Consider the following 17,290-nt stretch of genomic DNA (forward strand, 5'->3'; position numbering starts at 1 on the left):
GGATCGGACGACGGCGTGGGCCGTCGCGATCACGTCCGCAGGACGCAGAGCTGCGCCAGGCGTACGGCGCTGGGAGGTGGTGGCGCGGCCGCCGTGGTCACGACGCGACTGCGGCCGCTCCGGTGGTCGAGGCCCGCGACGACGGGGAGCAGCAGGCGCGCCACCAGGGGCACGGCCGCGAGACCGGCCAGGGTGGTCAGTACCGCGAGGCAGAGGTGCAGCAACCCGTGGTCGTGTCCGGCGGGGAAGTGACCCGCGGGGGAGTGACCCGCAGCGGTAGGACCGGCGGCCGCGTCCGACCGGCCCGGCGCGACCGCCGGAGCGGCGTGTCCCGCCGCGACGTGGGCGGCGGGGCCGTCGGCGACGGTGTGGACCGCCGGGAACGCCGCCGTCGGCGAGGGAGCGGCCGAACCGTGCTCGGCCGGGGAGACCGTCGCGTGCGCCGGGAACGCCGCTGCGATGTGGGCGGAGTGGCCCAGGACGAGGGCGTGCATGGCGAGGACCCCGCACAGGATCGACAGGACCAGCGTCCAGCGCACGGCCGGCGCCGACAGAGCCCTGTTTCCCACGGGGCCAGCCTAGCGACGGCGCTGCCGGAGCCCGTGCCACGCGGTGACGACCGCCGTCGGTCCCTCCCCTCGGTCTTCCGGGCGTCGCGGACCGCCCGGGGGAGCTTCCGGCCGTTGCCGGGTCGCCCCGGGGAGAGGTCCCGGCCGTCGCGGGGCGGGCCCGCGCCCGGGGCCGCCGGTGAGCGTGGATAGCGTTGCGCCTCGTGCCCGACGCCGAGACCGCCGCCGACGTGACGTCCGCGGCCGAGCCCACCGCCCCGCAGCCCGCCGACGACGCGGAGAACGTCGAGGCCGCTCCGGCGGACCCGGCCCCGCGGCCGCTGCGCCAGGGCGGACCGTTCCGGGCCGGTGACCGGGTGCAGCTGACCGACTCGAAGAACCGCCGCTACACCGTCGTCCTCGAAGAAGGTGGCGTGTATCACACCCACCGCGGAGGGCTGGTCCACGACGACCTGATCGGGCAGCCGGAGGGCTCCGTCGTGCGGTCCGCCGTCGGCACGCCGTACCTCGCGCTGCGCCCGCTGCTGGCCGACTACGTCCTGGCCATGCCCCGCGGTGCGCAGGTCATCTACCCCCGCGACGCCGCCCAGATCCTGATGTGGGGCGACATCTTCCCAGGCGCCCGTGTGCTGGAGGCGGGGGCCGGCTCGGGCGCGCTGACGTGCTCGCTGCTGCAGGCCGTCGGCCCGACCGGCAGCGTCACCTCCTACGAGATCCGCGCCGACCACGCACCCGATGCTGAACGGAACGTGACGACGTTCTTCGGGCACACGCCACCCAACTGGCGCTTGCACGTCGCCGACCTGCGCGACCACGTCGGCGAGGTCGACCGGGTCATCCTGGACATGCTCTCGCCCCAGGACGTGCTCGACACGGTGCGTGACGCGCTCATCCCGGGCGGGGTGCTGGTCGGCTACGTGGCCACCACGACGCAGCTCTCGGTGCTGACCGAGGCGCTGCGCGAACAGCAGTGCTGGACCGAGCCCCAGGCATGGGAGTCGCTGGTCAGGCCCTGGCACGTGGTCGGCCTGGCGGTGCGCCCGGACCACCGGATGGTCGGTCACACGGCGTTCCTAGTGACGGCCCGGCGGCTCGCCGACGGCGTCACCACACCGCGGCCGCAGCGTCGCCCCACCGCCACCCGCTGAGGTACCACGCGGCACGAGATGTTTACACGAACCCGTCCGATTCGACGGTGCGGTGACGGGGAAGAGGCCGCACAGTGTCGTCAAGGTGCCGTCCGGCTGAGGTCGGGATCACCGGTTCGACGCACCGCCACGGCGCCCCCTGAACGGGTACCGTGGTGAAACGGAACACGGAGGGAGGCTGCCGTGAACCCACAGGACGATGGTCCCGGCAGGCGTGACAGCGGTGATCTCAGCCCATCTGAGGCCACCGAACAGATCCGATACCTCGAGAACGAGATCGCGACGCTGCGCCAGCGGCTGACCGAGACACCGCGGCAGAGCCGCGTCCTCGAGCAACGACTCGCAGAGACGACCAGTCGTCTCTCCGCCCTCAACGCGCGTAACGAGAAGCTGACCGAGACCCTCAAAGAGGCTCGTGGTCAGCTGATCGCCCTGCGCGAGGAGGTCGACAGGCTGGCCCAGCCGCCGTCGGGCTACGGGGTCTTCCTCGCCCGCTACGACGACGAGACGGTCGACGTCTTCACCTCGGGCCGCCGGATGCGTGTCCCGGTGTCGCCGGCGGTGGAGAGCGAGCAGATCCGGCCCGGCCAGTCGGTGCGCCTCAACGAGGCGCTCACGGTCGTCGAGGCGATGGGCTTCGAGCAGGTCGGTGACCTGTACTCGTTGCGCGACATCATCGACCGTCCCACCGAGGACGGCGGCGCCGGACGCGGTCTGGTCGTCGGGCACTCGGACGAGGAGCGCGTGGTCTGGCTGGCCGCGCCGCTGTTCGACCTGGGCCTGGACGAGGACTCCTCGCCGCTGAAGATCGGCGACCACCTCATGGTCGACTCCCGCGCGGGCTACGCCTACGAGCGGGTGGCCAAGGCGGAGGTCGAGGACCTCGTGCTCGAGGAGGTCCCGGACGTCGCCTACGAGGACATCGGTGGCCTGTTCCGCCAGATCGAGCAGATCCGCGACGCCGTGGAGCTGCCCTTCCTGCACGCGGAGCTGTTCACCGAGTACGAGCTGCGCCCGCCCAAGGGTGTCCTGCTCTACGGTCCGCCCGGCTGCGGCAAGACGCTGATCGCCAAGGCGGTCGCCAACTCGCTGGCGAAGAAGATCGCCAAGCAGCGCGGCGACGACCCGGACGAGGGACGGGCGTTCTTCCTCAACATCAAGGGCCCGGAGCTGCTCAACAAGTTCGTCGGCGAGACCGAGCGGCACATCCGCCTGATCTTCCAGCGCGCCCGTGAGAAGGCGAGCGCCGGAACCCCGGTGATCGTGTTCTTCGACGAGATGGACTCGATCTTCCGGACCCGTGGCTCGGGTGTGTCCTCCGACGTCGAGACGACGATCGTGCCCCAGCTCCTCGCCGAGATCGACGGCGTCGAGGGCCTGGAGAACGTCATCGTCATCGGTGCCTCGAACCGTGAGGACATGATCGACCCGGCGATCCTGCGGCCGGGCCGGCTCGACGTGAAGATCAAGATCGAGCGTCCGGACGCCGAGGGCGCCCAGGACATCTTCTCCAAGTACCTCACCGACACCCTGCCGGTGCACTCCGACGACATCGCCGAGTTCGGCGGCAGTCGCAAGGCGTGCGTCGACGCGATGATCCAGCGGATCGTCGAGCGGATGTACGACGAGACCGAGGAGAACCGGTTCCTGGAGGTCACCTACGCCAACGGGGACAAGGAGACGCTCTACTTCAAGGACTTCAACTCCGGCGCGATGATCCAGAACATCGTCGACCGGGCGAAGAAGTCCGCGATCAAGTCGGTGCTCGAGACCGGTCAGCGGGGTCTGCGCGTGCAGCACCTGCTGGACGCGATCGTCGACGAGTTCGCCGAGAACGAGGACCTGCCCAACACGACCAACCCGGACGACTGGGCACGGATCTCGGGCAAGAAGGGCGAGCGGATCGTCTACATCCGCACGCTGGTCACCGGCAAGAACGACGCCACCGGCCGCGCGATCGACACCGCGTCGAACACCGGCCAGTACCTGTAGGCACCTGCTCCACCCGGACGGGCCCCGCCGCATCCCGCGGCGGGGCCCGTTCGCGTGTCCGATCCGTTCACGACGGCCGAGGGCTCCGGCCCTACGGTCGGGTCCCATGAGCAACGAGACGATCGGCGCGCAGCTGGACATGATCGGGATCGTGGTGTCGGACATGGCCCGGTCCCTGGCGTTCTACCGGCTCCTCGGCCTGGAGATCCCGGAGTCCGCCGACGCCGAGGTGCACGTGGAGGTGCCGCTGCGGGGTGGTCTGCGGCTGGGCTTCGACACCGACGCCCTGGTGTCGGGCTTCCACGACGGATGGACCCCGCCGTCGTCGGGGGAGGGCCGGGTGGGTCTGGCGTTCCTGCTCCCGGACGCCGCGGCCGTCGACGCCGCCTACGAGCGGATCACCGGGGCCGGGTACGTCGGCGTCCTCGAGCCGTTCGACGCGCCGTGGGGCCAGCGCTACGCCACCGTCACCGACCCCGACGGCTCGTCGCTGGACCTGTTCGCCTGGGTGGATGCCGAGGAGGCCTGACGTGCGGGTGGGACGACCGTCGTGACGCTCCGCCGCCGGGCGGAGCGCCCTCGGCGTCATCTCACCGCGGCGGGGCCAGCTCGCCGGGGGAGACCCCGGCCAGGGCTCTGACCTCCCGGCTCAGGTGCGGCTGGTCGGCGTAGCCCGCCCGGGCGGCGACCTCGGCGGGTGGGACGCCGGCGTACAACAACCCGGTGGCCGTACGGAACCGGAGGACGCGCCGTGCCACCGACGGCCCGTAGCCGAGGGTCGCCAGGCAGCGCCGGTGCAGCGTGCGGGTCGTGACGCCGACCCGGTCGGCCACCTCGGCGGCGGGCATCCCGGCGGTCAGCGCGCGCAGTGCCGATCCGGGGAGCGGTTCGGGCAGCCGGTGGCGGTCCTGCTCGGCGGCGGCGAGCAGGGCCGTGGTCGTGTCGAGGAGAGCAGCCAGCCCGGTCCCGCCGAGACGAGCGACCGGCCCGGTCCCACCGCGATGAGTGGCCGTTCGGTCCCCGCCGTGACGAGCGCCCGGTCCGCTCCCGCCGTGACGAGCGGCCGGTCCGCCCCCGCCGAGATGCACATCAGCGTCGTCCGCGGACCCGCCGGCGACGGTGAGCCGCATCTCGGCGGTGCTCCCGATGGCCGACCGTGCGGCGGGGCGGCCGCGGGGGATCAGTTCGAGGAGGTCGACCCGGTGGTCGCGCACCGCGTCGGCGGCGACGCCGAGCAGCGCGGGCAGCGCCCCGGGGTGGAACCGCAGTCCGACGGTCGCGGAGCCGGGGACGGACCGGGCGACGTGCGCCGCGGTGTCCGGGCCGGCCACGACGATCCGGCCGTCGGCCAGCAGCAGGTCCATGCACCCGTCCGGGAGCACGCGCTGTTCATGGGGCGCCGCGCCGGCCGGGACCTCCGCCCGCCAGGCGCACTCGACGAGCGCACGCACCGGCGCGGGCAGCCGCTGCGGCACCAGCTCCCGGTAGCGCGACCCGCTCATGCCGCCGCAGCCTACCGAGGCCGCGTGCCCCGCACTCGTGGCGCGAAAGTTCCGCCCGGCCGCACGAATGCGCCACGAGTGCCGTGGTCAGGGGCCGGACACGGGAGAGCCCCGGCCGGGATCGCCGGCCGGGGCTCGTTCTCGCTCGGGGCGTGGTCGGCCCCGGGTCACGTGCGGGAGTCAGGAGGCGCGCAGGACGCCCTCGATCTCCAGCTCGATGCCGATCTTCTCGCTCACGACGACGCCGCCGCCGTCGAGGGGCAGCGAGATGTCGACGCCGAAGTCGCTGCGGTTGATCGTGGTGGTGGCGGTGAAGCCGCAGCGGGTGCCGCCCCAGGCGTCCGGGCCGAAGCCGCCGACCTCGAGGGCGAGCTCGACCGGCTTGGTCGCGCCCTTGATGGTCAGGTCGCCGGCGAGGACGAAGTCGTCGCCCTTGGCGGTGATGCCGGTCGAGCGGAAGGTCCACTCCGGGTGGGTCTCGACCTCGAAGAAGTCGGCCGACTTGATGTGGCCGTCGCGCTGGTCGTTGCCGGTGTTGATGGAGGTGGCGTCGATCGTGGTGCTGACCGAGGAGTCCTCGAAGTTGTCGGCGGTGACGATCTCGCCGGCGAACTGGTCGAAGCGGCCCTTGACCTTGCTGACCATCATGTGACGGACACTGAACGCGATCACGGAGTGGGTGGCGTCGATGTCCCAGGTCCCCGCGATGTAGTTGGGGATGGTGGTGGTCGAGGGAGCGGACATGGGTGATCCTCCGTAAGTTGGTTGAACTCTCACTTGTTGAGAGCGATACTAGTACTAACGACTTGAGCGTTCAACTGTTTCTGGGAGGTGTCGTGGCTCACCCGCGTTGGCTCGACGAGGAGCAACAGCGGACCTGGCGCGCGTACCTGGCCGCCACGCGGCTGGTGTTCGAGCGTGTCGAGCGTCAGATGCAGTCCGATTCGGGCATGCCGCAGGCCTACTACGAGATCCTGGTGCGATTGTCCGAGGCGCCCGAGCACACGTTGCGGATGAGCCTGCTCGCGACGTCGTCGCTGTCCTCGCGCAGCCGCGTCTCGCACGCCGTGGCCCGGATGGAGGAGAGCGGATGGATCCGGCGCCGGTCCTGTCCGACCGACCGCCGCGGCCAGCTCGCCGAGCTCACCGACGAGGGCATGCGGGTGCTGCGCGAGGCCGCGCCCGGCCACGCCACGACGGTGCAGGAGGTGCTCTTCGACGGCCTGAGCCCCGGGCAGCAGGCGGCCCTGCTGGACGTGGGGGAGGCGCTGGTGGCCCACCTGTCGACCGGTCGGACCTGGCCGGCGGACGACGACTCCGGCAGCTGCCCCGACGACGACGCCCCCGGCGCGGAGGGGTGTCCGGACGACTCGGCGACAGGGTGACGTACCGGACGAGGCCGTGACGCCCGCGACGTCCTAGGCTGGGCACATGCCTCATTTCGACGTCGTCGTTCTCGGTGCCGGCCCCGGTGGGTACGTCGCGGCCATCAGGGCCGCCCAGCTCGGGAAGAGCGTGGCCGTCGTCGAGGAGAAGTACTGGGGCGGGGTGTGCCTCAACGTGGGCTGCATCCCGTCGAAGGCCCTGCTGCGCAACGCCGAGCTCGCCCACATCATGAGCCACGAGCAGAAGACCTTCGGCATCTCCGGTGAGGTCTCCTTCGACTTCGGCGCCGCCTTCGACCGCAGCCGGACCGTGGCCGACGGCCGGGTCAAGGGCGTGCACTTCCTGATGAAGAAGAACAAGATCACCGAGTTCGACGGCCTGGGCCGCTTCTCCGAGCCCGGCACGATCGAGGTCGAGCTCTCCGACGGCGGCAGCGAGACCGTCACCTACACCGATGTGATCATCGCGACCGGCTCCACGGTGAAGCTGCTGCCCGGGACCGAGCTCTCCGAGCGCGTCGTGACCTACGAGGAGCAGATCCTCACCCGCGAGCTGCCGAAGTCCATCGTGATCGCCGGTGCCGGTGCGATCGGCGTCGAGTTCGCCTACGTGCTGGCCAACTACGGCGTCGAGGTCACGATCGTCGAGTACCTGGACCGGCTGCTGCCGCTCGAGGACGCCGACGTGTCCAAGGAGCTCGGCAAGCGCTACAAGAAGCTCGGCGTCACCGTCCGCACGTCGACCAAGGTCGAGTCGATCGTCGACGACGGGTCCGGCGTCACCGTCACCGTCTCCTCGGAGAAGGGCGGCTCGGAGGAGATCCGTGCCGACAAGGTCATGCAGGCGATCGGCTTCGCCCCCCGGGTCGACGGCTTCGGCCTCGACAAGATCGGCGTCGAGCTGACCGAGCGCGGCGCCGTCCAGGTCGACGACTACATGCGCACCAGCGCCGAGCACGTCTATGCGATCGGTGACGTCACGGCGAAGCTGATGCTCGCCCACGTCGCCGAGGCGCAGGGCGTGGTGGCCGCGGAGACGCTCGCCGGGGCCGAGACCCAGGAGCTGTCCTACGTGATGATGCCGCGGGCCACGTTCTGCCAGCCGCAGGTCGCGAGCTTCGGCTACACCCAGGCCCAGGCCGAGGAGCTGGCCGACGAGAAGGGCTGGAAGGTCAAGGCCGTGTCCTTCCCGTTCACCGCGAACGGCAAGGCACAGGGCATGGGCGAGCCGAACGGCTTCGTCAAGCTCATCGCCGACGAGACCTACGGCGAGCTGCTCGGCGGCCACATCATCGGCCCGGAGGCCACCGAGCTCCTGCCCGAGCTGACCCTGGCCCAGAAGTGGGACCTCACGGTCTACGAGATGGCCCGCAACGTGCACGCCCACCCGACGCTGTCCGAGGGCCTGCAGGAGGCCATCCACGGCCTCGCCGGGCACATGATCAACCTCTGACTCCCGGCCGGTCTCCCGGCGGGTTGTTCCAGCGAACCGCTCACGAACTCTCGGAGTTCGTGAGCGGTTTTCGTCTGTGTGGGGTCCGGGGGCGGGCGCCCGAGCTGCGTCACACCCCCCCGTGACGTGTCCGAGAGGGTCCCCTCGCTCACCGGACGTCCCGAGGGCTCCCCTGGCGACGCGGCGGCGGGTACTGCGCGCCCGGGGATGTGCCCGGCCAAGGGTGTCCCTGGGGGTCCCCTCGCTCACCGGGACGTCCCGGGGGCTCCCCTGGTGACGCGGCGGGTACTGCGCGCCCGGGGATGTGCCCGGCTAGGGGTGTCCCTGGGGGTCCCCTCGCTCACCGGGAGGTCCCGGGGGCTCCCCTGGTGACGCGGCGGGTGCTGCGGGCCCCGGGGACGTGCCCGGCGAGCGCGTCCCGGAGGGTCCCCTCGCACACCCGACGGTCCCCGGGGATCCCCTCGTGGCTCCGCGTGGCCGGGGCGCCTCGACGGAGGCGCGGCGATGGGGCGCGTGGGCGGGGCGCCTCGGCGGGGCTCGGTCAGCGGGTGGGGCGCGGGGAGGTATCGGTGGTGCGGGCGGCCTCGCGGCGGGCCTCGCGACGGTCGGCGGCGAGGGCCTCCTCGACGGCGGCGTGGACGGCGGCGGTCGAGACGTGCGGGTCGACCAGGCGGGCGGCGGCGAGGGAACGGGCCGAGACGGAGATGCTGACCATGGTGGGTCTCCTGGAACTGCGTGGCTGCGGGCGCCGGGGCGACCCCGTCGGGTGGGGCGACGGTGCTGGGTCAGGGCGCCGGCGCGTGGTCACCGTGCCGGGGCGGCGTGAACCGGTCCGGCGGCGGCACGTGCGGGGGACCCGACGGTGGGCCCTTTCCGGGATGTCGTCGCGCGACCCGCCGCGTGTTAACCGATCCAGACACCACATCGGGTGAGCCGGGTCACCCGCGGGTCAGAGACTGGACAGCCACCTCCGGGCGGCCGCGCGCCCGTCCGGCACGAACGGCCAGGACGGGTCGTCGAGACGCCGTCGCAGCTCGTCGATCTCCATCCAGCCGCCCTCCGCGATCTCGCTCGGCTGGTGGACGACCGGGCCGTCGGAGAACGCCTGGTAGGCGAACACGTGGGCGCGCAGCCCGTACGGGCCGGTGCCGGGACCGGTGTCGGCCCCTTCGGCGGAGGCGTCCCAGGCGCGGGTGAACAGATGCTCCAGCGCGACGCCGGTGATGCCGAGCTCCTCGGCCAGCTCGCGCGCTGCGGCGTCGTCGGGGCTCTCCCCGGCGTCGATCACCCCGCCCGCCCAGCAGTCGTACAGCCCGGCCATGACGAGCTTGTCGTCGCTGCGCCGGTGCACGTAGACGCGGGCGCCGTCGGTGCTGCGCAGAAGCGTGGCCGACGTGCCGTGCCACAGCGAGCGGGCGTAGACCTCGCCGCGGTCGGCCTCGCCGACCACCCGGCCGTCGGCGTCGTAGAGGGCGATGCGCTCACGGGCGGGGTCGGTCACGCACGGATCGTCGCATCGGGGCCCGTGACAGCCCGACGTGGCCGGATACACCGGCGTGCTCGGGGCGCGCGGGGTGCGATGGCGGTTAGGCTCGCGCAATGCACGTTGAGGGGGAGGCGGCAGTATGACCGCACGCCGGATCATGGGTACGGAGATCGAGTACGGCATCGCGGTGCCCGGTGACCCCACGGCCAACCCGGTCGTCACGTCGACGCAGGTGGTGCTCGCCTATGCCGCCGCGGCGGACATCCCGCGCAACCGTCGTGCGCGCTGGGACTACGAGGTGGAGTCCCCACTGCGCGACGCGCGCGGGTTCGACCTGTCGGCGCCGTCGCTGGCCCCGCAGCTCGACACCGACCTCGACGACCTCGGCGCCGCGAACGTCATCCTCACCAACGGCGCCCGGCTCTACGTCGACCACGCGCACCCGGAATACTCCACGCCCGAGGTGCTGAGCCCCCGCGACGTCGTGACCTGGGACAAGGCCGGCGAGCGGGTGATGCTGGAGGCCGCGAACCGCGCCGCCACGGTGCCCGGGTCCCCGCGCCTGCAGCTCTACAAGAACAACGTCGACGGCAAGGGTGCGAGCTACGGCTCGCACGAGAACTACCTGATGGCCCGGGCGACGACGTTCCCGTCGATCGTCGGCGGGCTCACTCCGTTCTTCGTCTCCCGGCAGGTCGTCTGCGGCGCCGGACGCGTCGGGCTGGGTCAGCAGGGCGACGAGCCCGGCTACCAGCTCGCGCAGCGCTCGGACTACATCGAGGTCGAGGTCGGCCTGGAGACCACGCTCAAGCGCGGCATCATCAACACCCGCGACGAGCCGCACGCCGACGCGGACAAGTACCGCCGGCTGCACGTCATCATCGGCGACGCGAACCTGTCCGAGTTCGCCACCCTGCTCAAGGTCGGGACGACGGCGATCGTGCTCGACATGATCGAGCACGGCGTCCGGTTCGAGGATCTGCGCCTGTCCGAGCCGGTCCGTGCGGTGAGCCAGATCAGCCGTGACCCGTCGCTGAAGCGCACGGTCGACCTGGCCGACGGTCGCAAGCTCACCGGCCTGCAGATCCAGCAGGAGTACTACGAGCGCGCCGAGGCCCACGTCGCGCGCCAGCAGGGCGCCGACCGCTCCGCCTGGGACGCCGACACCCTCGAGGTCCTCGACGCCTGGGGCGAGGTCCTCGCGGACCTGGCGAAGGACCCGATGCTCACCACCGACCGGCTGGACTGGACGGCCAAGCTGCACCTGCTCGAGGCCTACCGCCAGCGCGACGGCCTGGGCTGGAACTCCGGGCGCCTGGCCATGGTCGACCTGCAGTACTCCGACGTCCGGCTGGCCAAGGGCCTCTACAACCGGATGGTCACCCGCGGGTCGATGCGCCGGGTCGTCACCGAGGAGCAGGTGATGGCGGCGATGACCGAGCCGCCGGAGGACACCCGCGCCTACTTCCGGGGCAGCTGCATGAAGCGCTACCCGGTCGAGGTCGCCGCGGCGTCCTGGGACTCGGTGATCTTCGACCTGGGCCGGGAGTCGTTGGTGCGGATCCCGACGCTGGAGCCACTGCGCGGCACCCGCAAGCACGTCGGCGAGCTGTTCGAGGCCACGTCGACGGCCGAGGAGCTCGTGGACAAGCTCACACAGGGCTGAGGGCGCCGACCGAGGGCGTAGTGGGACACGCCGAACGGGTCTGCGCAGTTCACGGGCGTGTCGTTCACCCGGTGGGTAGGGTGGACAGGTACCGGACCCGGTCCGTCGCACGGGAGAGCGTGCGGTGGCCGGGCCCATGTGCGAGGAGGAGACCTCATGTCGCAGGAGCAGACGAAGCGCCAGGGCGGTGGCGACGGCGACGACGAGAGCGGCGAGGGCGCGGAGTCCGGAGGCCAGGAGCGCCGCGAGAAGCTCGGTGAGGACGTCGACACCATCCTCGACGAGATCGACGACGTGCTGGAGGAGAACGCGGAGGACTTCGTCCGGTCCTACGTGCAGAAGGGCGGCCAGTAGCCGCCCGGCCGCTCCACCCCGTGGGTGGCGACGGCCCGTCGCGGCCGTCGCCCCCTGCGGGCCACCGTTCGACAAGCACCACACCCGCACGAGGAGAGGCACTCACCCGACCATGGACTTCCGGCCCTCGGTCAACCCCGGGATCGCCCCCGGCCCCGCTACAGGACAGCTCGGTACGTTCATGACCGGCTCGCAGTCCTTCTCCGAGTTCGTCGGGTCGGTGACACCGCACCTGCTGCCCGATCCCGGTCCGGCCACGGCCGCCGGCGGGGGAGCCGCGGCGCAGCTGGGCGTCCCGCACGGCACCACGATCGTCGCGCTGGTGTTCTCCGGCGGGGTGGTCATCGCCGGTGACCGGCGGGCCACGCAGGGGAACATGATCGCCCAGCGCGACATCGAGAAGGTCTTCGTCACCGACGAGTACTCGGCCGTCGGGATCGCCGGCTCGGCGGGCATGGCGATCGAGATGGTCCGGCTGTTCAGCGTGGACCTCGAGCACTACGAGAAGATCGAGGGTGTCTCGCTCTCGCTCGACGGCAAGGCCAACAAGCTGGCCGGGATGGTCCGGGCGAACCTCGGCGCGGCCATGCAGGGCTTCGTCGTCGTCCCGCTGTTCGCCGGCTTCGACACCGAGGCCACCGACCCGGCCACCGCCGGGCGCATCGTCACCTACGACGCCACCGGCGGGCGCTACGACGAGAAGCTGGGCTACCACGCGGTCGGCTCGGGCTCGGTGTTCGCGAAGTCGTCGCTGAAGAAGCTGCACGACCCGTCCGCGGACCTGGCCGCCACCGTGCGCACCGCGATCGAGGCCCTCTACGACGCCGCGGACGACGACTCCGCGACCGGTGGCCCGGACACGGTCCGCCGGATCTACCCGGTCGTCGTGTCCATCACCGCCGACGGCGCCGAGCGCCGCGGCGAGGACGAGATCGCCGACGTCGTGACGCAGGTGGTCGCCGGACGCACCGAGCGGCCCGGTGGCTGAGCTCCCGGCCCCCGCCCACCGCCTGCCCGCCGCTAGAGAAGACCTGGAGCGCTCCCCATGACGATGCCGTTCTACTCCTCCGTCGACCAGCTGCTGCGCGACCGCTCCGAGCTCGCCCGCAAGGGCATCTCCCGCGGTCGCAGCGTGGTCGTGCTGACCTACGCCGGAGGCGTCCTGTTCGTCGCCGAGAACCGTGGCACGTCGCTGCGCAAGGTCTCCGAGATCTACGACCGGATCGGGTTCGCGGCCGTCGGCCGGTACAACGAGTTCGAGAACCTGCGCACCGGCGGCATCCGGATGGCCGACTTCCGCGGTTTCACCTACGACCGCCGTGACGTCACCGGGCGGATGCTGGCCAACGCCTACGCCCAGGCGCTGGGTACCGCGTTCGTCGAGCAGCAGAAGCCGTTCGAGGTGGAGCTCTGCGTGGCCGAGGTCGGCCGCGAGGCCGGCGGCGACCAGCTCTACCGCATCACCTACGACGGCTCGATCACCGACGAGCCGCGCTACGTGGTGATGGGCGGGCAGACCGAGCCGATCTCGACGAAGCTCGGCGAGTCCTACGAGCACGGCATGGAGCTCTCCGCCGCGATCGGGGTCGCGCTGGGCGGCCTGCAGGTCCCCGGGGCCGACCCGTCCGCGGCGAACGGCTCGACCACGCCGCGGGTGCTCGGGCCGGACGCGCTCGAGGTCGCCGTGCTCGACCGGAACCGGCCGCGCCGCACGTTCCGCCGCATCGAGGGTGCCGCGCTGGCCGAGCTGCTGCCGGCCGCGAACCGCGGGACCGAGGACCCCGAGCCCGGCGTCGCGGGCGGGGACGACACCCCGGCGGCCGGCGGTGCACTGCCCGAGGGCGGTGGGTCCTGACCCGGTTCACCGCCGGCACCAGCTCCGAGGCCGTCGTCACCGCGGACCGCTCCGCGGTGTGGGACATCCTGGTCGATCCCGACCGGCTGCCGAAGCTGACGCCGCTGCTCAGCCGGATCGAGGCCGACGGTGAGCACTGGCGCTGGCACCTGGTCCGACTGAAGGTGCTCGGTGTCGGGATCAGCCCGGTGTTCACCGAGCGCATGACGTTCTCGGAGAAGCAGCGAATCTCGTTCACCCACGACCCTCCGGCGGGGGTCACCGAGTGGGCCGGGGCGGAGGGGCACTACGAGCTCTCCGACGTCGACGACGGGACCCACCTGGCGATCAGCCTCGACCTCGCCGTCGACCTGCCGTTGTCGAAGCTCGCCACACCGGTGGTGACCCGCACGATGCAGACCACCATCCAGATGATGGGCGACCGGTTCTCGGCCAACCTGCTGCGCGAGCTGAAGGCCCAGCAGCGCTGAACCGGGCAGGGCTCCTCAGGCGCCTGGTTCGGGGGCGGCACGGACGGCGTTCTCGGCGGCCGTCCTCAGGGCGGTGGTGAGCGCGCGCAGGGCCGGCAGGTCGCCGTCCTGCTCCCGGGTGGCCAGCGCCAGCGACCGCTCGATCGCCGGGCGGCAGCGCAGGAACCGCACGCCCTCGGGTGCCGGGACGGCGGCGATGCCCGGCACCGTCGCGACGGCCAGACCGGCTCGGACGAGGCTGAGCTGGGTGGTGAAGTCGGTCACCAGGTAGCGGACGTCCGGCTCGACGTGGTGCGCGCGGACGAGCTGGACCAGGGCCTCGTAGGCCTCTGTCCCGACCGGGCAGGACGCCCAGGTCTCCCGGGCGAGCTCGCCGATCGGAGCCGGGTCCTCCTCGGCGATCGGGTGGCCCTCGGGGACCGCGAGCAGCACCGGCTCGGTGACCAGCGTCGTCACCCGGACGCCGGCCGGGATGCGGGCGGGCCGGTTCGTCCAGCTCTCCAGCAGGACCGCGTCGAGGTCGCGGTGGCGCAGGGCCGGCAGCAGCTCGAACACCTCGCCGTCACGGACGGTCGGCACCAGCCGGGGGTGGGCGGCGGTGAGGGTGTGCAGGACCTGCGGCATCAGGGTCCGCAACGCGCTGGCCAGCGACCCGATCCGCAACGGCCCGGCGACGTCGTCGCGCAGCGTGGCGAGGTCGCGGGCGGCGTCGGCGACGGTCGTTGCGACCGTTCCCGCGTGCCCGGCCAGGACATGCCCGGCGGCGGTCAGCCGGATGCCGCGCCCGTCCGGCTCGACGAGCCGGGACCCGGCCTCGCGTTCGAGCTTGCGCAGCTGCTGGGTGACGGCCGGGCCGGTGATGTGCAGCGCGGCCGCCGCGGCCCCGATCGAGCCGTGCTCGGCGACGGCGGCGAAGACCCGCAACCTCTCCCAGGCGATCACCTAAGCCAGGCTACGCGGTACACCGCAGAAACAATCATTGGATGTTTGTGATCGCGGCGGGGAGCGTGGACGCCGTGACCGCCTCCCTCGACACCCGCCGCCCGTACGTCCCCGCTCCCTCCCCGCTGTCGCCCGACCCGCGCGCCGTCGGCACCCTCCTCGCCGGGGCCGCGGCGCTGTCCTGGACCGGGATCCTGGTCGCGCTGGCCGGCACCGACGCGGCGACGGCGTCGTTCTGGCGGTGCGCGCTGGCGCTGGTGGTGCTGGGCCCGCTGGCGTGGCGGGAGGCCCGCCGTCACGGTCGTCCGGACGCGGGCATGGTGGGCTGGGCGGCGCTGGCGGGAGTGCTGCTGGGCACCGACTTCCTGCTCTGGACCCGCAGCGTGCTCGACGCCGGCGCCGGGATCGCCAACGTCGTGCTCAGCGTCCAGGTGGTGGCGTTGCCGCTGCTGGCATGGCTGGTCTCCGGCACGCGGGTGCCTCGCCGGCAGCTGCTCGCCGCGCCGGTGCTGCTGGCCGGGATCGCGCTGGCCGGCGGGGTGCTGGGCAGTGCGGGCGACACCCCGGCCCCCGTGCGCGGTGCCGTCCTGGGGGCTCTCGCCGGCCTGGCCTACGCCGGGTACCTGTTCCTGCAGCGGGCCGGGGCCCGGCGCAGCGCCGTGCACGTGTTCACCCCGGTCGCCGTGGCGACGGCGTCGGCGGCGGTGACGACCGGCCTGGCCGGGGTCGCGACCACCGGGATCGCCGTGTCGCTGCCCGCGCCGACGTGGATGTGGCTGGCGCTGCTGGCCGTCACCGGCCAGGTGGTGGCCTGGGTGCTGATCGGGCGCGGGTCGGCCGGGCTGGCCCCGGGGACGACGGCGGCGCTGCTGCTGGTGCACCCGGTGCTGTCGGTCGTCCTCGGCGTGGTGGTGCTGGGTGAGAGCCCGACGGTCGCGCAGCTGGCCGGCAGCGCCCTGGTCGTGGCGACGGTGTGGGCCGCGACCCGGGCGCCACTACCTCGTCGACGCCCGGCTGTGGCCCCCGCCGTCGGCTAGATGGGCGGGCCGCCGCCGTGTCGTCCGGCCCTGAGAGGGCATGCGGTCGGCATGGACATCGCGGATCGGGTGGTACTGGTGACCGGGGCCTCGTCGGGGATCGGGGAGGCGACGGCGCGGTTGGCCCACGAGCGCGGGGCGCGCGTGGCGATGGTGGCCCGGCGCGCGGAACGCCTCGACCGGCTCGTGCAGGACCTGCCGGGCTCGTTCGCCCTCACGATGGACGTCACCGGGGAGTCGGCGCCGGCCGAGATCGTCCGCCGCACCGTCGAACGCTTCGGGCGGGTCGACGTGCTGGTGAACAACGCCGGGCGGGGCCTGAACCTCCCCGTGGCCGACAGCGGCCTCGAGCAGGTGCGGTCGATCGTGGAGCTCAACGTCGTCGCGGCGCTGCGGATGATGCAGGCGGTGGTTCCGGACATGCGCAGCCGCGGCGAGGGCGTCGTCGTCAACGTCAGCTCCGGGACGACGCTGATGGCGCTGCCCGGGACCGGCGTCTACGCGGCGACGAAGGCCGCGCTGGAGCAGTTCTCGGCCGTCGCCCGGGTCGAGCTCGCGCCCGACGGCATCGTCGTCAGCACGCTGCTGCCGTCGCTGACCCGGACCGAGTTCGCGGGCTCGGTCGAGGCGGGGGAGTCACGGTCCTACGACGACCTGCCCGACGACCTGCCCTTCGCGGTGCAGACCGCCGAGCACGTCGCGGAGCAGATCCTGGCCACGGTCGCGTCCGGGGAGACCGGCGTGGTCCTGGGACGCGACGGCGCGCAGGCCTGAGGCCCGGCCCGGCCGTTACCGGGGCTCAGCCGTTGCCGGGGGCGGCCGGGGTGTCGGGCTCGGACACGTCGTCGTCGGTGACGTCGGTCCCCGGGACGTCGGTGGTGGGCTCGTCGTCGGTGGCGCGCGGGGCGGGGACGTCCGGGTTGCCCACCGGCACCTCGAGCACGACGGCGCCGGAGCGCTCGAACGTGAACGTCACCGGGTAGGTCAGACCGGCCCGGACGGGTTCGCGCAGGTCGGTCAGCGTGATGTCGGCGCGCACCGTCGCCGGCAGAGTCTGCGCCGGGGCGACCTGGTCGTAGCCCGAGACCAGCGCGAACCCGCCGAGGATCTGGGCGTCGCCGTCGATCGAGGCGTCCTCGGCGACCGGCGAGGACACCGCCAGCAGCCGGTCGGTCGCGTCCCCGTTGTTGACGATCGTCAGCGTCAGCGGAGCGTCCTCGCCCGCGTCGTACGCCTCGTCCCCGGCGCGCGGGGTGCTCGCCGAGATCCGCGCGTCGCGGACCGCGATCGTGCCGGTCGTGTCGTCGGCCCCGCCGGGCGCGGTGAGCTGGGCTTCGTAGCTCCCGCACCCGGTGAGCACGAACAGGGCGAGCACGGGACCGAGCACGAGAGCGGGACGCATGGGCACAGCTTCGCCGATGTCCGGTTCGC

The 17,290-nt window shown here is 72.6% G+C and carries 19 protein-coding genes; 12 read left to right on the forward strand and 7 right to left on the reverse strand.

Annotated features, from left to right (window positions below; translation table 11 throughout):
- Positions 1-29: 29 nt before the first annotated feature.
- Positions 30-569 (reverse strand): hypothetical protein, encoded by a 540-nt coding sequence (locus tag EV383_RS16130; protein WP_130290677.1) that lies wholly within the window; start codon positions 567-569, stop codon positions 30-32.
- 320 nt (positions 570-889) lie between these two features.
- On the opposite strand from EV383_RS16130, the gene EV383_RS16135 reads away from it, so the two are divergent.
- From EV383_RS16135 to EV383_RS16145, 3 genes are all read left to right on the forward strand, one after another.
- Positions 890-1,717 (forward strand): tRNA (adenine-N1)-methyltransferase, encoded by an 828-nt coding sequence (locus EV383_RS16135; RefSeq protein ID WP_130294537.1) that lies wholly within the window; start codon positions 890-892, stop codon positions 1,715-1,717.
- A 183-nt stretch (positions 1,718-1,900) separates the two neighbouring features.
- Positions 1,901-3,709, forward strand: a complete 1,809-nt coding sequence (gene arc / locus EV383_RS16140) for a proteasome ATPase (protein ID WP_130290678.1) — start codon at positions 1,901-1,903, stop codon at positions 3,707-3,709.
- Positions 3,710-3,815: 106 nt separating this feature from the next.
- Positions 3,816-4,238, forward strand: coding sequence for a VOC family protein (locus EV383_RS16145; protein WP_130290679.1), 423 nt, complete (start codon positions 3,816-3,818; stop codon positions 4,236-4,238).
- Between the two features lie 61 nt (positions 4,239-4,299).
- On the opposite strand, the gene EV383_RS32230 is transcribed toward EV383_RS16145, so the two are convergent.
- A complete protein-coding gene (locus tag EV383_RS32230) occupies positions 4,300-5,211 on the reverse strand; it encodes a helix-turn-helix domain-containing protein (protein WP_242623134.1) in 912 nt (303 codons plus the stop codon).
- A 180-nt stretch (positions 5,212-5,391) separates the two neighbouring features.
- Positions 5,392-5,955, reverse strand: coding sequence for a YceI family protein (locus EV383_RS16160; protein ID WP_130290682.1), 564 nt, complete (start codon positions 5,953-5,955; stop codon positions 5,392-5,394).
- A 92-nt stretch (positions 5,956-6,047) separates the two neighbouring features.
- Here EV383_RS16160 and EV383_RS16165 point away from each other — a divergent pair, with 92 nt between their 5' ends.
- Together EV383_RS16165 and lpdA are read left to right on the forward strand one after the other, a co-directional pair.
- Positions 6,048-6,596 carry a MarR family winged helix-turn-helix transcriptional regulator gene (locus EV383_RS16165; protein WP_130290683.1) on the forward strand — a complete coding sequence of 183 codons (549 nt, stop codon included), beginning with the start codon at positions 6,048-6,050 and terminating at the stop codon, positions 6,594-6,596.
- Positions 6,597-6,642: 46 nt separating this feature from the next.
- Complete coding sequence (gene lpdA, locus EV383_RS16170; RefSeq protein WP_130290684.1) at positions 6,643-8,049, forward strand: dihydrolipoyl dehydrogenase; 1,407 nt, start codon at positions 6,643-6,645, stop codon at positions 8,047-8,049.
- A 541-nt stretch (positions 8,050-8,590) separates the two neighbouring features.
- Here lpdA and EV383_RS31220 read toward each other — a convergent pair.
- Positions 8,591-8,764, reverse strand: coding sequence for a hypothetical protein (locus tag EV383_RS31220; protein WP_165438372.1), 174 nt, complete (start codon positions 8,762-8,764; stop codon positions 8,591-8,593).
- A gap of 234 nt (positions 8,765-8,998) precedes the next feature.
- Positions 8,999-9,550 carry an NUDIX domain-containing protein gene (locus EV383_RS16175; RefSeq protein WP_242623135.1) on the reverse strand — a complete coding sequence of 184 codons (552 nt, stop codon included), beginning with the start codon at positions 9,548-9,550 and terminating at the stop codon, positions 8,999-9,001.
- A gap of 124 nt (positions 9,551-9,674) precedes the next feature.
- On the opposite strand from EV383_RS16175, the gene dop reads away from it, so the two are divergent.
- The 5 genes from dop (at position 9,675) to EV383_RS16200 (ending at position 13,880) form a co-directional block, all read left to right on the forward strand.
- Positions 9,675-11,201 (forward strand): depupylase/deamidase Dop, encoded by a 1,527-nt coding sequence (dop, locus tag EV383_RS16180; RefSeq protein WP_130290686.1) that lies wholly within the window; start codon positions 9,675-9,677, stop codon positions 11,199-11,201.
- 156 nt (positions 11,202-11,357) lie between these two features.
- Positions 11,358-11,555 carry a ubiquitin-like protein Pup gene (locus EV383_RS16185; RefSeq protein ID WP_130290687.1) on the forward strand — a complete coding sequence of 66 codons (198 nt, stop codon included), beginning with the start codon at positions 11,358-11,360 and terminating at the stop codon, positions 11,553-11,555.
- A 181-nt stretch (positions 11,556-11,736) separates the two neighbouring features.
- Positions 11,737-12,543, forward strand: coding sequence for a proteasome subunit beta (prcB, locus tag EV383_RS16190; RefSeq protein ID WP_130294540.1), 807 nt, complete (start codon positions 11,737-11,739; stop codon positions 12,541-12,543).
- A gap of 57 nt (positions 12,544-12,600) precedes the next feature.
- Positions 12,601-13,410 (forward strand): proteasome subunit alpha, encoded by an 810-nt coding sequence (gene prcA, locus EV383_RS16195; RefSeq protein ID WP_130290688.1) that lies wholly within the window; start codon positions 12,601-12,603, stop codon positions 13,408-13,410.
- Positions 13,407-13,880: an SRPBCC family protein gene (locus EV383_RS16200; RefSeq protein ID WP_479725236.1), complete on the forward strand. Its 474-nt coding sequence runs from the start codon at positions 13,407-13,409 to the stop codon at positions 13,878-13,880. Before prcA ends, EV383_RS16200 begins: the two co-directional genes overlap by 4 nt.
- Before the next feature lie 15 nt (positions 13,881-13,895).
- Here the strand turns inward: EV383_RS16200 and EV383_RS16205 are convergent, their stop codons facing one another.
- Positions 13,896-14,822, reverse strand: coding sequence for a LysR family transcriptional regulator (locus EV383_RS16205; RefSeq protein ID WP_130290690.1), 927 nt, complete (start codon positions 14,820-14,822; stop codon positions 13,896-13,898).
- Between the two features lie 74 nt (positions 14,823-14,896).
- Here EV383_RS16205 and EV383_RS16210 point away from each other — a divergent pair, with 74 nt between their 5' ends.
- Positions 14,897-15,859, forward strand: coding sequence for a DMT family transporter (locus EV383_RS16210; RefSeq protein WP_242623136.1), 963 nt, complete (start codon positions 14,897-14,899; stop codon positions 15,857-15,859).
- A gap of 51 nt (positions 15,860-15,910) precedes the next feature.
- Positions 15,911-16,633, forward strand: a complete 723-nt coding sequence (locus tag EV383_RS16215; protein WP_130290692.1) for an SDR family NAD(P)-dependent oxidoreductase — start codon at positions 15,911-15,913, stop codon at positions 16,631-16,633.
- Between the two features lie 25 nt (positions 16,634-16,658).
- Here the strand turns inward: EV383_RS16215 and EV383_RS16220 are convergent, their stop codons facing one another.
- Entirely contained in the window at positions 16,659-17,261 is a 603-nt protein-coding gene (locus tag EV383_RS16220; RefSeq protein WP_130290693.1) for a copper chaperone PCu(A)C domain-containing protein, read from the reverse strand.
- Positions 17,262-17,290 lie beyond the last annotated feature (29 nt).

Origin of the sequence: Pseudonocardia sediminis (assembly GCF_004217185.1) — a bacterium.
GTDB classification, from domain to species: domain Bacteria; phylum Actinomycetota; class Actinomycetes; order Mycobacteriales; family Pseudonocardiaceae; genus Pseudonocardia; species Pseudonocardia sediminis.

What these genes read in the sequence shown, in the direction of transcription:
- EV383_RS16145 (WP_130290679.1), top strand. Translation starts at nt 3,816, where the DNA reads ATGAGCAACGAGACGATCGGCGCGCAGCTGGACATGATCGGGATCGTG.
- EV383_RS32230 (WP_242623134.1), bottom strand. Translation starts at nt 5,211, where the DNA reads ATGAGCGGGTCGCGCTACCGGGAGCTGGTGCCGCAGCGGCTGCCCGCG.
- EV383_RS16160 (WP_130290682.1), bottom strand. Translation starts at nt 5,955, where the DNA reads ATGTCCGCTCCCTCGACCACCACCATCCCCAACTACATCGCGGGGACC.
- lpdA (WP_130290684.1), top strand. Translation starts at nt 6,643, where the DNA reads ATGCCTCATTTCGACGTCGTCGTTCTCGGTGCCGGCCCCGGTGGGTAC.
- EV383_RS31220 (WP_165438372.1), bottom strand. Translation starts at nt 8,764, where the DNA reads ATGGTCAGCATCTCCGTCTCGGCCCGTTCCCTCGCCGCCGCCCGCCTG.
- dop (WP_130290686.1), top strand. Translation starts at nt 9,675, where the DNA reads ATGACCGCACGCCGGATCATGGGTACGGAGATCGAGTACGGCATCGCG.
- EV383_RS16185 (WP_130290687.1), top strand. Translation starts at nt 11,358, where the DNA reads ATGTCGCAGGAGCAGACGAAGCGCCAGGGCGGTGGCGACGGCGACGAC.
- prcB (WP_130294540.1), top strand. Translation starts at nt 11,737, where the DNA reads ATGACCGGCTCGCAGTCCTTCTCCGAGTTCGTCGGGTCGGTGACACCG.
- prcA (WP_130290688.1), top strand. Translation starts at nt 12,601, where the DNA reads ATGACGATGCCGTTCTACTCCTCCGTCGACCAGCTGCTGCGCGACCGC.
- EV383_RS16215 (WP_130290692.1), top strand. Translation starts at nt 15,911, where the DNA reads ATGGACATCGCGGATCGGGTGGTACTGGTGACCGGGGCCTCGTCGGGG.
- EV383_RS16220 (WP_130290693.1), bottom strand. Translation starts at nt 17,261, where the DNA reads ATGCGTCCCGCTCTCGTGCTCGGTCCCGTGCTCGCCCTGTTCGTGCTC.